This window comes from Bordetella sp. 15P40C-2 (assembly GCF_009763235.1).
Lineage (GTDB): Bacteria > Pseudomonadota > Gammaproteobacteria > Burkholderiales > Burkholderiaceae_B > Bordetella_A.
This window is the reverse complement of record NZ_WSJA01000001.1, coordinates 62231-75810: the sequence shown is the minus strand read 5'-3', so window position 1 is coordinate 75810 and position 13580 is coordinate 62231. Positions and strand designations below refer to the sequence as shown.

Sequence of the window (13580 nt, the reverse complement as noted above, 5' to 3'; positions counted from 1 at the left end):
CGCGCTCCGGCCAAATCGATACAAGAGTAGGCATTCACCATGCGTATCAGCACCAATCAGTTTTATCAGTCCGGGATCAACGCCATTGGCAAACAGCAGACGCAGCTGTTGCAGGTCTATCAGCAAATCAGCTCCGGACGCCGCATGGTCACGCCGGCCGATGACCCGCTGGCAGCGGCACAGGCGATCAATGTTTCGCAATCCAAGTCGCTGAACGAGCGTCTGGCCGATAACCGCGTGGTGGCCAGCCAAAACCTGGCGCTGGAAGAAAACACCTTGAATGCCGTCACGGACCTGATGGTGGAAATCAAGACTCGGCTGACCGAGGCCGGTAACGGCACGATGTCCGACGCTGACCGCGAGACGCTCGCGTCCGTCTTCAGCAACCTCAAAGAGAATATGTTGGCATTGGCCAATGCCACCGATGGCAACGGGCAGTACCTGTTCTCGGGCTATCAAGGCACCCGCGTGCCTTTTAACGCCAGCAGCAGTGGCCAGGTGCAATGGCAAGGCGATCAGGGCAAACGTCTGGTTCAGATCGATCAGACGCGCCAGGTCAGTACGGCCGACGACGGCAAAACCCTCTTCATGACGGCTTCACCTGGCGATCGTACCTATATCACCTCGGCTGCCAGTGCGAATCGTGGGACCGCGCATATTGCCGACGCCGTGATCACCGATCCGAACGGGGCGAACGTGGGCATGGACTTTGTGATCGAGTTCGCCGGCGAACCCGCACAGCATACGATCACCGTATTCAATAAGGCGGGCGAGCTCGTCGATGGCCCCTTCGGGCCTACGGCGTACGACGCGGGTGCCAAGCGACTCACCCTGCCGGGTGGCATGGACGTGCAGTTGGCGGGTGATCCGGCCGATGGCGATCGCTTCGAGGTCCGGTCCGTTCAGGGCGAGGACGTAAACATCTTCGATACCCTGGACAAACTCGCCGCCGCGCTGGCCACGCCGACATCGGGAGATCCGGTGGCGGCAGCCAACCTGCGCAACGTCATGTCCGAGTCGTCAGCGCGCATCAACGCGAACTACAACGCCGTACTCACCGTCCGCTCGTCCCTGGGCGCCCGATTGAGCGAGATCGAGATGCTCGATGCCAGCGGCGAGCAACGCGGGCTGGGCTATGCCAGCGAGCTGTCACGCCTGCAGGATCTGGATCTGTACACCTCGACGATGAATCTGGAAATGCGTCGCTCCGGCCTGGAGGCCGCGTCGCTCGCATTCAAGAAGATTCAATCCCTCAGCATGTTCCTCATTAATCGCTAGTGGTTCCTATGTCAGTGCGTAAAAGTATTGCGGTCGTGGTGGCGGCCTTTCTAGCCAGTGGTTTCGTGCTGTTAGTGGCGTTCGCCGGTTTACTCGGGCAGGAAGGCGCAACGGTCGCCGACGCGGGAACCGCTGCTGCGGCTAACGACGCGCAGGCGCGCGCGGCATGGTATGTCGGCCTTTCCATTGCGTTCATCGTGCTGGCCTCGGCCGGCCTGGCCTGTTATCTCAGGCAGGCCTTTCTTGTTCCATTAAAGCGGCTGCATGCCGCGTTGCTCGAACCGCTGCAGGCAACCAGCAAGCATGGCGGACAAGAGCCCACGGCAAACTGGGTTAGCTTGCAGGAAAGCGTGAACGAACTGGCCCAAGCGCACACCCGTGCGCTCGAGCAATGGCGAGCCGCCTTGGGCGAGATTGCCACGCAGTCGGATACCATCGTTCAGCACACCATCGATCTGGGATCGCGTGCGCAAGATCAAGCCTCTGCTTTGCAACAGACCGCCGCCAGCATGCAGGAGCTATCCAGCACGGTGACGCAGACCGCCGACAACGCCCGCGAGGCCGATGTCCTGGCGCGTAGCGCGTCGGAAGTCGCGCAAAAGGGCGGCGAAGTCATGAAAGAGGTCGTTCAGACCATGGATGGCATCAGCACCCATTCGCGCAAGGTCTCGGAAATCGTGTCCGTCATCGATCGCATCGCGTTCCAGACCAACATCCTGGCCTTGAATGCCGCGGTAGAGGCAGCGCGTGCCGGCGAGCAGGGCAAGGGATTCTCGGTGGTCGCATCCGAAGTCAGAAACCTGGCCTCGCGCAGCGCGCAAGCCGCCAAGGAAGTCAAGACGCTGATCGATCAGGCCACTAACGAAGTGGAAAACGGCCATGCGCTCGTCGAGCATGCAGGGCGTACCATGAGCGACATCGTGGATTCGATCGGCAAGGTCACCAACATCATGGGCGAGATTGCCTCGGCATCGAACGAGCAGGCCAGCGGTATCGATCAAATCAATCAGGCTGTGTCGCAGATGGACGACGTGATGCAGCGCAACGCGGGTCTGGTGCAGCAGGCGGGCAACCAGGCGATCTTGTTGAAGGATAAAGCGTTGGGTTTGATCGGCGGCGGCAAAGTGGCGATGGCGTCCTCGCAAGCGACGTCGCGTTCCGAGAAAGGCGAATCCGTGGCCAAGCCGAAAACCAAGGCCTCCAAGCGCAGCCCTCGTGAGGCGGCAGCATCTTCGGCGGCCCCCCGGAAAGAACAACGCACGCCAACCGCTACGCCAGCTACCAGCGCGCCCGATACCTCAGCCACGGCACCGTCCAACGCAAAAATCATGAGCCCGGTGACTGGCAATCATGCGGCGATGGATGAGTGGGAGTCGTTTTGATCGGATAGAGGCGCACGATTCGTCGTCGATCGCCCGGGCAGCTTGTTAAAAGGGTAATCGCGTTCAATCCCATCGGTCCAGACGATATTCCGTCGTCATTCCGTCCATAACGTCCGGATCTCCTCAAGTCGTGCGTAACGGCGTTTCAAAGATCGGGCGATGCCAAGCTTCTCCACCAGTTTTTCGGCCTGCGCGATATTTCCTTCTGTTGGCGCGCATTGTGGGCGTTGGTAGCGCAGCGGATGCATTCTTTGGGCGAAGCGCGAAGCCACCGCGTCCAAGGGTATGCCATGGGCGATGTCTTGGAGCAGTGTGCCGAGCATCGTGTTTCGCACGTGGCAAAAGCAGGCCGGTGCACTGGCCACCGCGCGCCACAATAAGTTGTCGCGGACTTTGCCGCGTTCGCCCCGTAGCGCGACGTGCAGATCGGCGAACCACTGCGCCATTTCCAGGATTCGCTGCGCCCGGTAGAGCGAATCCGTCTTTAACAGCGCCACGGCTTGTGTGGCGGCAGCCGAATCAAACATGCGCAGGGCATCGGCCAGGACGCGAAAGTCACGGCGCGCCGTCGCCATTCGTTGATTAGCGGTTTGTACGGTCGATTTGTGAATCAGCGCGTCCGGCCCGGTCAACGCGAAATGCTGCCAACCGCCGGCCAAGGGTACGCCCCACGATGTGTCGGTGTAGGAGAAGGGTCCGCGCACACCTGCCTCTTGAATAAGGCTTAACACCTGCTGCACCGACTCGCGATATTGGGCTGGCGCATCCGCGACGTTCCAGAGCGCTGAGCGGGTTTTACCCTGTTTGTCGATGGTGACAAGGCCGCCGTAGCGCTCGAAAAATCGCCGGCATAGGCTGCAGTCGTGATAGCGGCGGTCCTCCGGTGGAAATCCCGTGAGAAACGCGTCATAAAGCCCTTCCGTATCAGCTTGGAAAAGGCCATTGTCGGCCACGCAGGTAAGCAGCCGAGCCTGCATCCTGGCGACATAGGCTTCGAACTCGGGGTCGTGCTGATTTACTGCGCTGCGGCTTGTGCCGGTGTGTAGCGTGCGCTGCTTATCTGGCATAGATGGCGGGCGACGGAATGGTTGTTCGAACGTGCCGGAACGAAGTGAGTGCCCCGAAAAACCAATAGGTTCCTTGGAGCCCCTGTCGCCTTGCGACGCACTCCCGCAGGCGGGGCTAGCACGCCTGAGGTACCTGGACGTGCTGTGAGCTGACGCACACCTCGTCCACCCATCGTGCCGGCGCAAAAGATCTCGCTCCGACGAAAAGTCAATGAGGGCAAATGCCCCACGCCCGCTCTCGCCAATTTGTTGACAAAACGTAGGCGTTTGAAGCTAAATATCGTATAACAGAAGCAGGATATCGCTGTTCGATAAGGAATACTGATTTTCTCAGCAGCTTTCAACTCTGACGGCGTGGAATGTTTATGGATCGCCGCAGTGCAGATCACCGCAATAACGCAGTCCAAAGTTTCTCTGACGTAGTGGCCGTTATAGGTCGACGGGCCACGCCTTTAAGGAAAGTGGAGTATGAAAAAGTCGTTATTCATCCTTGGGATGTTGTGCGCAGCAGTCACCACCATCGGACTTCCCGCGAAGGCCGCGCAACCGGAACCGAAGTTTCCTGAAAAACCCGTCAAGCTCATCGTGCCCTTTGTCCCGGGCGGCTTTACAGACTCCATGGCGCGTCTGACCGCAGAGCAAATGAGCAGTGTGCTGGGGCAGTCAGTCATCGTCGAGAACAAGCCCGGCGCGAACGGCATCATTGCCGCCGAATACGTCTCCCGAGCACCCGCTGACGGCTATACGCTGATGGTGGCCTCCGCCGAAACTCTGGCGATCAACCCGAACGTCTATAAAGATCTGCGCTACAAGGCTGACAAGGACTTTGCACCTGTCGGCTCGATCGTGTCGGTCCCGCTTTTCGTCACCGTCAATAGCGAAACCGGCGATCCATCCCTCGCGGAGTTCGTTGCACGCGCGAAAAAGAATCCCAAGCAGTTGTCCTATGCGTCGTGGGGCACCGGTAGTACCGGCCACTTCGCCGTTGAATTATTCAATTCGAAAGCCGGCACGGAAATGACGCACATCCCATACAAAGGGACGGGTCCCGGCCTGGTGGACGTGATGGGCGGCCGCGTCGATATGATCCTGACCACCTTGATGACCAGCGAGCAGTTCGCGCGCGACGGCAAGGTCCGGCTATTGGCTATCACGTCGCCGCAGCGCTCACCCAAGATGCCCGAGGTTCCGACGGCCTCGGAACTGGGTATTGAAAATTACGACGTCGCGCTTTGGTATGGCATCGTCGCACCCGCGGGCACGCCCGAGCCGGTCATCGCGCGCTTGAACGCCGCCCTTCGCGAAGGGACAGCGAATCCGAAGTTCAAAGCCAGCATGGATGCTTCCGATGCCGTGATCCTGGTACGTAGCCCCGCCGAGTTCGGTAGCTTCCTGGAGGCTGAACGCCAGAAGTGGGGAACGGTCGCCAAAAGCTCCAACATTGTGCTGCAGCAATAAACCAGCCGTCGTGAGCACGCCGAGCCGGTACATCGGCGTGTCGCCGAGAGTTCAAACAGTAGAGGTGTTTTGTGGAACGTAGTAATCAGCTCAGCAACGAGATCATTGAAAAATATACCGTCCAAGAACGGCTTGTCGATTACTGGTGGTTAATCGACCAGACCGATGCCATGCAAGCGGCCGACTTCTATACCGAAGACTGCGTGTATCAAATGCTGAGTCATCGTTGGGAAGGCCATGAGCCGATCCTGGACTATTACAAATTCCGTAATGCCAGGGGCGCGCGCCTGATCCGCCACCTGATGAGCAATGTGCGGGTGACGTTGCACGGCCCGGATGTGGCAACGGTGAAAGCGGCCTTGAGTGTATACGCCGCCGATGGCGTGCCGGTATTGCCAGCCGCCGCGCCCATCATGGTGGCGGATGAAGAGTGCGAATTCGTCAAATGCCAGGACGGCGTGTGGCGCATGCGCAAGCACGTCATCACTGCGATGTTCAAGGGTGGCAGCAACGAACAATTGTTGGAGCCTCCCACCAAATAGCGGCCATTCTATAGCCATGCATCGCCGGTGCTTATAAAAGATATCGTTCGCGATAAGCCACCGGCGACATGCCGCAGTATTTGACGAATATCCCGCGAAACGCCTTGCTGTCGTTATACCCGACCTCGTACATCACTTCGGCCACGGTTTTACGCGAGTTTTCCAGATGCTTTTTCGCGGCTTCGATGCGGGTGCGCTGGAGATACTCCACGATGCTGGTGCCCGTGGCCTGACGAAAGCGTCGCTCCAGGGTACGACGGCCCATGGCGTGGCGTCTCGCCAATGCGTCGACAGTCAGCTTCTCGACATAACGCGATTCGATATGCTGTTGGACCGCCAGTACGGCCTCATCGTGATGGGCTTTGTGCCCCATGAAGACGGCAAACGGCAACTGGGTATGGCGGCTCCAATCCAGCTGAAAGAACTTCGCGCACCAGATCGCGGTGTCGCGGTCCGAATATTTTTCGATCAGATGTAGAACCAGGTGCGCGGCCGAAAAGGCTCCGCCGCTGGTGTACAGGCCACGTTCCTCTTTGACGATGCGGTCGCATACCCACTGCACCTTGGGAAACCACTGGGCATAGGCCGCCTGGGCCGCCCAGTGGACCACCGCCTGACGGCCATCCAGCAGGCCCGCGGCGGCTGGCAAGGCCGCGCCCACGCACAGGCAGGCCAATTCGCCGCCGTCCTTGTAGTGCCGCGCCAGCCACGCGATCATGGCTGCCTCCTCGGCGATCGCTTCCGGCCCGGGCGCGAGCAGTGGCGGAACGATACAGATATCCACCGGACCGGCATCCTCCAGCACGGCGTCGACCTGGACCTGTATACGGCCCTGGTCCAGCCGGACTTCGGGAGTCGACGCCAACAGGCGCACCGCGAACCGCGGAGCGAGGCCCTGTGCTTGCCGAAACTGATTGGCGACCATGAAGCCCTGGCGCGCGTTCTCCAGCGCCGCGATGTTGGCCGCGCCAGGCAGTAGAAAGGCGACGTTTTTCATACACGCAGCATACTGCGGGCGACTGTCGCGATCCACCTGCAAAAATGTCGCAAATCCCCGTCGTCGGGGGGCGCGATTCCCACTACATTGGGTCCTTCGGCCTAGCGGTCACCTATCTGGGAATGTGCCATGACTGAACAGTACGTTGACGGCTTCCTGCTTGCCATACCCTCAGCCAAATTGGATGCTTACCGGGCCATGGCCAGCCGCGCGGGGGACATCTGGAAGGAGTACGGCGCGCTGGATTATCGAGAGTGCGTGGCCGACGATTTGAACGCAGACCCGCAATTCGCTTCGTTTACTCAGGCGGCTAGGGCGGGGGAGAACGACGTCGTGATATTCGCCTGGATTGTGTATCCCTCAAAAGCTGAACGCGATCGCATCAATGCCGCCGTGATGGCCGACCCGCGTCTCAATCCGGAAGAGTGCAAGGATGTAGTGGATATGGCGCGCATGGCTTGGGGCGGATTTCGTACGCTCGTCCAGGCGTGAGTGCCGCTGCGGAGCTTGATATGACCAGAGTAAAACCCATACCCGACGGAATGCATAGTCTGACGCCTCACCTGGTTTGCGAGGGTGCCGCCGAGGCGATCGCGTTCTATGTCCGTGCTTTTGATGCGATTGAATTAGCGCGGCTGAAAGCCCCCGACGGCCGCATCGCGCATGCGTGCCTGCGCATCGGCGATTCTGCGCTGATGCTGGCCGATGCATTTCCCGAGTGCGGCGGCCTCGGGCCGGGCGCGTTAAAAGGATCGCCCGTGCTTTTGCACCTCTATGTCGAGGATGTGGATGCGGTGATGGCGCAAGCACAGGCCGCCGGAGCGACCATCACCATGCCGCCTGCCGATATGTTCTGGGGAGACCGTTACGGACAGCTGACGGATCCGTTGGGGCACAAGTGGTCAGTGGCCACCCACCGCCAGGAGCTGACGCAGGCCCAGATCGAGGAGAACATGAAGGCTGCATTCGCGCAGTTGTCGTCTTTTGACGGCCCATAACGCGTCTCACGCCGGAACCGTTGAGCGGCCTGGGGCTATGTTATCGCGCCAATGGTCGATTTCAGCGTCCAAAGCCCCGGGCGACCTCGCTCATCGCGGTATAGCCATCGAGGAACAGGCGGTCCAGAAAATCATTGATCTGCGGCAGGAATACCGTCAGCAACATCAGGCTGACCGTGAGCGTAATGGGGAAACCGACGGCGAACACGGAGAGCTGCTGCGCGGTGCGGTTCAGTATCCCCATGGCCAGATTGATGGCCAACAGGGCGATCACCATGGGCAATGCCAGCGCCACGCTCATCGTGAACAAAGTCACGCTGAACTCCACCACCACACCGATGCCGTTTAAATCGAGGCGCGGCCCGTCGATTGGCAGCATCTCGAACGTGCGGCCCAGCCCCGACAGCATGACCAGATGCCCGTTGACGGCGATGAACACCAGTATCGCCAAGGCGTTGAGCAGGCGCGCCATCACGCTGGTATTGCCACCGCTGGCCGGGTCAAAGAACGAGGCAAACGATAAGCCCATCTGCAGCCCGATCAGCTCGCCGGCCATGATGACCGCGCCGAAGACAAAGCGCATCACAAGGCCCAGTGCCATGCCAATCAGAATCTGCTCCACCATCACGCCGATGGCGGCGAGAGAGCCCAGGGGAATAACAGGAATGTCGCCTGTCAGAGGGGCCAGGGCGAAGCTAAGAATCGCGGCCAAGGCCACCTTGACATAGATGGGGACCGCCGAATCACCGACGACAGGTGCCGTCCCTACAAACGCCGCGATCCGAAAAAACGGCCAGATAAATGCACCGATCCAGCCGTAGAGTTGATCCAGGTTGAATTCGATCATGGCCTGACGGTCAGGCGACCATCTTTGGGATGGAAATAAACAGCGCCTCGATATAGTCGACCATCAGGCCGATAAGCCAGGGTCCGGTCAACACCAGGACGATACCGACGGCCAGTAGTTTCGGGATGAACGACAGCGTCATCTCGTTGATCTGGGTCGCCGCCTGAAAAATACTGACGATCAAACCGACGGCCAGGGTAGTGAGCAACAGCGGCCCGGCCATCGAGAGGGCAAGCAGCATCGCCTCATACGTCATGCTCATGACGGTGGCGGAATTCATTTCAATCGTCCCTGTTTATTGATAGAAACTGCGTGCCAGTGAACCCAGCAACAAATGCCAGCCATCGGCCAGTACAAAAAGCATGAGCTTAAAGGGCAGCGAGATCGTCACCGGCGGCACCATCATCATGCCCAGGCCCATCAACACGCTGGCCACGACCAGGTCGATGATGAGAAAGGGAATAAAGATCGAAAAACCAATCTGGAACGCCGTCTTGAGCTCGCTCGTGACGAACGCCGGAATCAAGACGCGCATCGGGACGGCCTCGGGCTCGGATACCTCGGTGATCCCGGCCATATCGGCAAAGAGCAGCAGATCGGTTTCGCGGGTCTGTTCGATCATGAACTTATGCAGCGGCTTGCCGCCCGCTTCGATCGCTTGTTCGAACGTGATGGCGCCGTCGTTTAGTGGTTTATAGGCGTTTTCATAGATCTGATCCATCACCGGCGACATGACAAAGAACGTCAGAAACAGCGATAGACCGATCAGGACGCTATTGGGCGGCGCGGTGGGCGTGCCGATAGCGTTCCGCAACAGGCCCAGCACGATCACGATCCGGGTAAAACCCGTCATCATCAACAGCGCGGCCGGCAGGAAGGTGAGCGACGTCAACAGAATGAGCGTTTGCATGCTCAGACTGTAGGTTTCGCCGCCGTTGCCGTTGGGCGTCATGGTCAACGCGGGCACCGCTGCTTGCGCGATGGCGCTGGTGGGCAGCATCAGCAGGCCGATAAACAGCAGGCTGACGGCCAAGTGCTTTCCAGAGTTTGCGCAACTCATGCTTTTCGTCCGCAGAGGTTGCGAAGTATGGATTGGAACGTCGCGGGGGCCGAGGTGGCCGGGGCGGGCGCCGCCTCGCCAGGCGCGTGTGGCGGCAAGGTGTGCAGCACATTGATCGAGCCCGGCGTGACGCCCAGCACGAGGCGTTGGTTTTCCACCTCCACCACCATTACCTGCATGCCGCGTGGACCCACCGATACCCGGTTCGTTACGGTCAGTGCGGTGTGCGGCGCTCCGGCGATGCGCACGCCGTTACGCCGGGCGAGCCAGGCGCAGGCGAGGATCAGCGCTACGACAAACAGCAGCGCTAGGAAAATGCGTGCTAGCGCGAGGGAGTCCATCGTCTTACCGTTTGGCGGCCAGACGGGACAGGCGTTCCGAAGGCGTCACGATATCGGTCAGGCGTACGCCGTAGTTATCGCCCACGACCACGACTTCGCCTTGCGCGACGAGGTAGCCATTGATATAGATATCCATGGGTTCGCCAGCGAGGTTTTGCAGTTCGACCACAGAGCCTTGATTCAGCTGCAACAGCTCGCGAATCGTGACGCGGGTACGGCCCAGCTCGACGCTGAGCTGCACCGGAATATCGCGAATCATATCGATGTCGAAGCCCTCGCCGAGCTTGGCTCCGGCAGCCGCGTCCAAGGGTTTGAAGACTTGTGCGGGCGGGGTGACCGTGGCGGCTGGCTCGGCCGGCGCCGGGGCGCTCGCTTGAGCTTGCTCGGCCAATGCCTGCTCCCATTCGCTCATCGCGTCCTGATTCGCCGTGGCGGCGGCACCATTGAACGCCTCGTCGACGTCGTCGGCGCTGATTTGCGTTTCGTTGAGATCAGACATCTTGGTTCTCGGACAGATAATCGAAAGAGGGGGCTTGCAGGTGCTCCTGCACCTCTAGCGCGTAGTGCTTGTTGGACGTGCCGTAGCCGCATTTCAATGCGGGTACGCCATTGACAAAGGCGGTGATGGATTCGCGCAGTTCAAATGGAATGATCGAGCCTTTTTCCAGCCGCATCAGATCGCCCAGCGATAAGTTCAGCTCGGCGAATTGCGCCACTAGTTCCACCTGCGCTTGCCGAATCTGATTCGACATTTGTTTGGACCAGCGCGAGTCGGCAGAGCTTTCGCCGCTTTCCTGATAGGGATTGGTCAGCAGCCCGCGGATCGGCTCGATCATCGAGTAGGGCAGACAGACGTTCAACGACCCGCCCATGGAGCCGAATTCGATCCGTATCGGCGTGACCACGACCACCTCGTGCGCGCTAGTCACGCTGGCGAACTTGGTGTGCATTTCCGAGCGGACGTAGGCGTATTCCAGCGGATAAATGCCTTCCCATGCCTGCGTGTAGCAGGCCAGCGTGTGATCGAGCAGGCGGCGGATGATGCGCTGCTCAGTCGCCGTGAAGTCCCGGCCCTCGACGCGGGTGTTGCTACGCGCCTGGCCGCCGAACATGCTCTCGATGATGAGAAACACGAGCATCGGATCGAAGGCAAAGAGCGCCACGCCCCGCAACGGATTGAGCTTGACCATGTTCAGGTTGCTCGGCACCGGCAGGTTGCGCTCGAACTCGGCGTATTTCAGAACCTGTATCTGGCCCACCGAGATATCGGCGTTGCGGCGCATGAAGTTCAGAAACACATGGCGCAGACGACGAGCGAATCGTTCGTTGATGAGTTCCAGCGTCTGCATGCGCCGGCGTACGACGCGGTCGGTCGAACTGAGGTCATAGGCGCGTACGCCGTCTAGCGACGGCGTCTGTGGCGTGTCCCCCGATTTAGGCTCATCGCCGGAGACGGTAGCCAGCAGCTCGTCGACTTCGGCCTGCGAAAGAAAACTCTCGTACGACATGGATTACTGCACCATGAACGACGTGAACAGCACCTCGTCAACACGTTGCGGATTCGGTTCCGGCGAGATCGGCGCGGCCACGGTGACTTTGATGCGCTCGCGCAGCTTGTCCAGCTCGGCGCGGTCGCTCAACGCCGAGGGGTCCATGTTGTTCAGCTCGGTCAGAATGCGGCTACGCACCACGGGCAAATACTTCATCAGACGCGTTTTGCTGCTTTCGTCGGCGATACGCAGCGTCATGCTGGTATAAACCACGCGCGACTCCATGCTATTGCGAAGCGTCACGGTAAACGGATCGATGTCCAGAAAGATCGGCTCGTACTGCAGGGCTGGCGCGGCCTCTTCCGCGGGCTTCGCGCTGGTTTCAAACAGCGCGGCGATCGGCTTGGCGTTGCTTTGCGTATAGAACCAGAAGCCACCAGCACCGACGCACAGGCCGACCAGTGCGACCATCAGTGTCTTGCCAAATCCTGCTGATTTCTTCTCTTTGTCCATACGGCTAACGTGGCGGAAAGGTGAATGGTTTCATTCGATGGTGTGCATTGTGAATGAAGCCAGGTATTTGTATGGACGGGAAAAACGCCGGAAAAACTCCCTTTCTTTGGCGTTTGCCTGGGCGGTCTAACGCGTTGCCAGCGCGGGCTTGTTCGTCGCTAGCCGGTCCCTAGGCGTAGGCATTGATCAGACCGAGGGCCTGGCGTTTGGCCGAGTGTGTCGGCGTCAGGTCGTCGGCGGAGGTGTTTGCCACGCCATTTGCTCGGTTGTCCGTAGGCGCCCCGGGGGCCTCTCCGCCAGATGATCCCTGAGCATCCGCGTATTCGCGCGACTCATGTTCGCCCACACTGGATTGGCCCAAGGACAGGCCGGCGTCCTGTAACTGAGATGCGAGCTCGGGCAGCGCCTGCTCCACGGCCGAGCGCACGGCCGAGTTGGCGCAGACAAAGTTCGCCGTGGCGACACCGTCCTTAATCGCGATCGCGACTCGCAGCGGCCCAAGCTCGGGCGGATCCAGGCGCAGTTGGGCGATTTGGTTGCCCGATTCGTCCATTTTCAAGAAAGCGAGCACCTGCTGGCTCATGGCCTGCGCCCAGGCGGGATGGAGCACCGGGGTGTTCACGCCAAGATAGGCGACTTGAGAGGGCGTGCCGAAGACATTGCTCGTGGCCGGTTGGCTCGCCATGGCTGTCGCCGCGGAGGCCAGATCCGCGTTTGCCATGGACGCGGCCGCTGGCGCGACGGCGCTCTGCTCGGCGGCCGTGTTCCGCGCAAAATTCCGGTTCAACGCGACGGAAGCTTCCAGTGTGTTGACAAAGTTCCGCGTCCGGAGATCCAGTTTGGGCGTGTCGGGGTCTTGTCGGATTGCCCTGGCGGATATGCCGTCGGCGGGCAGTTGGCGCCCGAGCTGCTTGGCGGCTTTGACCGTACGCGCGAGGGTTTCATTAGGACGAAGCTCTCGCTGTGTCTGATGAAGGAATCCGGTCACAGCCGGACCCAGAGGCAACTCGGATGCGGCTGACATCGGGTCAGTCGCGAGCGCCTGGGTCTGAGGTGGGTGCGCGGAAGGTGATTGGCCAGCGTTTTGGAGAGCGCTCTCGGATAAGCCCGATGCCGTCGTCGTCAGGTTCCATTGAGCGTTGTCGATAGCCGGTTTATGCGGTGCGTCCGGTGACCAGCGGCCGTCGGCGTTCCTGCTTTGAGCCGTGTCCAACAGTGTCGTGGCAGGGGCGGGTAGCTCGCGTCCACCTGCTATTTGGGCCTCACCAGGCCCCATAACGGCAGTCAAGTTGACGGCCGCCGAGACATCGGCTTCATCCTGTTGCTCTGACGCGAATTCGGGTATGGCGTCGTCTGCCACTTCTACAAACTCCGCGCCGTCAGCGATTTCAGCGGCAGTCAAAGCGGGGTCCTCAGCGTTGTCCTCATTGCCGCGCTCGCTTTGCCGCGCGGCATTCGCATCGTCTTGTCGTACACGCAATTGGTCAAAGAGCTGAGTAAACCCATAGTGACTCGCATCTGCATGATTGCCCGTGTGCGAAGGCGACGCCGCAGGGGCGTTCGGGACAACCGCTAGGGGAGGAGAGACAGTGGTCATGGTTGCGTGG

Annotated in this window: 16 protein-coding genes; 6 read left to right on the top strand and 10 right to left on the bottom strand. The window is 60.2% G+C overall.

Annotation, left to right across the window (positions count from 1 at the left end; translation table 11 throughout):
- Positions 1-39 precede the first annotated feature (39 nt).
- Together flgL and GOQ25_RS00350 are read left to right on the top strand one after the other, a co-directional pair.
- Complete coding sequence (gene flgL / locus GOQ25_RS00355; protein WP_160348451.1) at positions 40-1278, top strand: flagellar hook-associated protein FlgL; 1239 nt, start codon at positions 40-42, stop codon at positions 1276-1278.
- An 8-nt stretch (positions 1279-1286) separates the two neighbouring features.
- Complete coding sequence (locus GOQ25_RS00350) at positions 1287-2660, top strand: methyl-accepting chemotaxis protein (RefSeq protein ID WP_160348450.1); 1374 nt, start codon at positions 1287-1289, stop codon at positions 2658-2660.
- Positions 2661-2755: 95 nt separating this feature from the next.
- On the opposite strand, the gene GOQ25_RS00345 is transcribed toward GOQ25_RS00350, so the two are convergent.
- On the bottom strand, positions 2756-3613 hold the full coding sequence (locus GOQ25_RS00345) for a hypothetical protein (RefSeq protein WP_160348449.1): 858 nt from the start codon (positions 3611-3613) through the stop codon (positions 2756-2758).
- Positions 3614-4195: 582 nt separating this feature from the next.
- Between GOQ25_RS00345 and GOQ25_RS00340 the strand changes: the two genes are divergently transcribed.
- Positions 4196-5185 (top strand): tripartite tricarboxylate transporter substrate binding protein, encoded by a 990-nt coding sequence (locus tag GOQ25_RS00340; protein WP_160348448.1) that lies wholly within the window; start codon positions 4196-4198, stop codon positions 5183-5185.
- Between the two features lie 71 nt (positions 5186-5256).
- Entirely contained in the window at positions 5257-5727 is a 471-nt protein-coding gene (locus GOQ25_RS00335; RefSeq protein WP_160348447.1) for a nuclear transport factor 2 family protein, read from the top strand.
- Between the two features lie 31 nt (positions 5728-5758).
- Here the strand turns inward: GOQ25_RS00335 and GOQ25_RS00330 are convergent, their stop codons facing one another.
- Entirely contained in the window at positions 5759-6724 is a 966-nt protein-coding gene (locus GOQ25_RS00330) for a GlxA family transcriptional regulator (protein WP_160348446.1), read from the bottom strand.
- A gap of 129 nt (positions 6725-6853) precedes the next feature.
- Here GOQ25_RS00330 and GOQ25_RS00325 point away from each other — a divergent pair, with 129 nt between their 5' ends.
- Both GOQ25_RS00325 and GOQ25_RS00320 read left to right on the top strand, forming a co-directional pair.
- Positions 6854-7216, top strand: a complete 363-nt coding sequence (locus GOQ25_RS00325) for a DUF1428 domain-containing protein (protein WP_160348445.1) — start codon at positions 6854-6856, stop codon at positions 7214-7216.
- Positions 7217-7236: 20 nt separating this feature from the next.
- Positions 7237-7722 (top strand): VOC family protein, encoded by a 486-nt coding sequence (locus GOQ25_RS00320; protein WP_160348444.1) that lies wholly within the window; start codon positions 7237-7239, stop codon positions 7720-7722.
- Between the two features lie 61 nt (positions 7723-7783).
- On the opposite strand, the gene fliR is transcribed toward GOQ25_RS00320, so the two are convergent.
- The 8 genes from fliR to GOQ25_RS00280 form a co-directional block, all read right to left on the bottom strand.
- On the bottom strand, positions 7784-8569 hold the full coding sequence (gene fliR, locus GOQ25_RS00315; protein ID WP_160348443.1) for a flagellar biosynthetic protein FliR: 786 nt from the start codon (positions 8567-8569) through the stop codon (positions 7784-7786).
- A 10-nt stretch (positions 8570-8579) separates the two neighbouring features.
- Positions 8580-8849 (bottom strand): flagellar biosynthesis protein FliQ, encoded by a 270-nt coding sequence (gene fliQ / locus GOQ25_RS00310; protein WP_160348442.1) that lies wholly within the window; start codon positions 8847-8849, stop codon positions 8580-8582.
- A 15-nt stretch (positions 8850-8864) separates the two neighbouring features.
- On the bottom strand, positions 8865-9569 hold the full coding sequence (gene fliP, locus GOQ25_RS00305) for a flagellar type III secretion system pore protein FliP (RefSeq protein ID WP_202109277.1): 705 nt from the start codon (positions 9567-9569) through the stop codon (positions 8865-8867).
- Between the two features lie 56 nt (positions 9570-9625).
- Positions 9626-9970 carry a flagellar biosynthetic protein FliO gene (fliO, locus tag GOQ25_RS00300; RefSeq protein ID WP_160348440.1) on the bottom strand — a complete coding sequence of 115 codons (345 nt, stop codon included), beginning with the start codon at positions 9968-9970 and terminating at the stop codon, positions 9626-9628.
- 4 nt (positions 9971-9974) lie between these two features.
- Positions 9975-10469, bottom strand: coding sequence for a flagellar motor switch protein FliN (fliN, locus tag GOQ25_RS00295; protein WP_160348439.1), 495 nt, complete (start codon positions 10467-10469; stop codon positions 9975-9977).
- Positions 10462-11478: a flagellar motor switch protein FliM gene (gene fliM / locus GOQ25_RS00290; protein WP_160348438.1), complete on the bottom strand. Its 1017-nt coding sequence runs from the start codon at positions 11476-11478 to the stop codon at positions 10462-10464. Before fliM ends, fliN begins: the two co-directional genes overlap by 8 nt.
- 3 nt (positions 11479-11481) lie before the next feature.
- Entirely contained in the window at positions 11482-11973 is a 492-nt protein-coding gene (locus GOQ25_RS00285; RefSeq protein ID WP_160348437.1) for a flagellar basal body-associated FliL family protein, read from the bottom strand.
- 169 nt (positions 11974-12142) lie between these two features.
- Positions 12143-13570: a flagellar hook-length control protein FliK gene (locus GOQ25_RS00280; RefSeq protein ID WP_160348436.1), complete on the bottom strand. Its 1428-nt coding sequence runs from the start codon at positions 13568-13570 to the stop codon at positions 12143-12145.
- Positions 13571-13580: the final 10 nt, after the last annotated feature.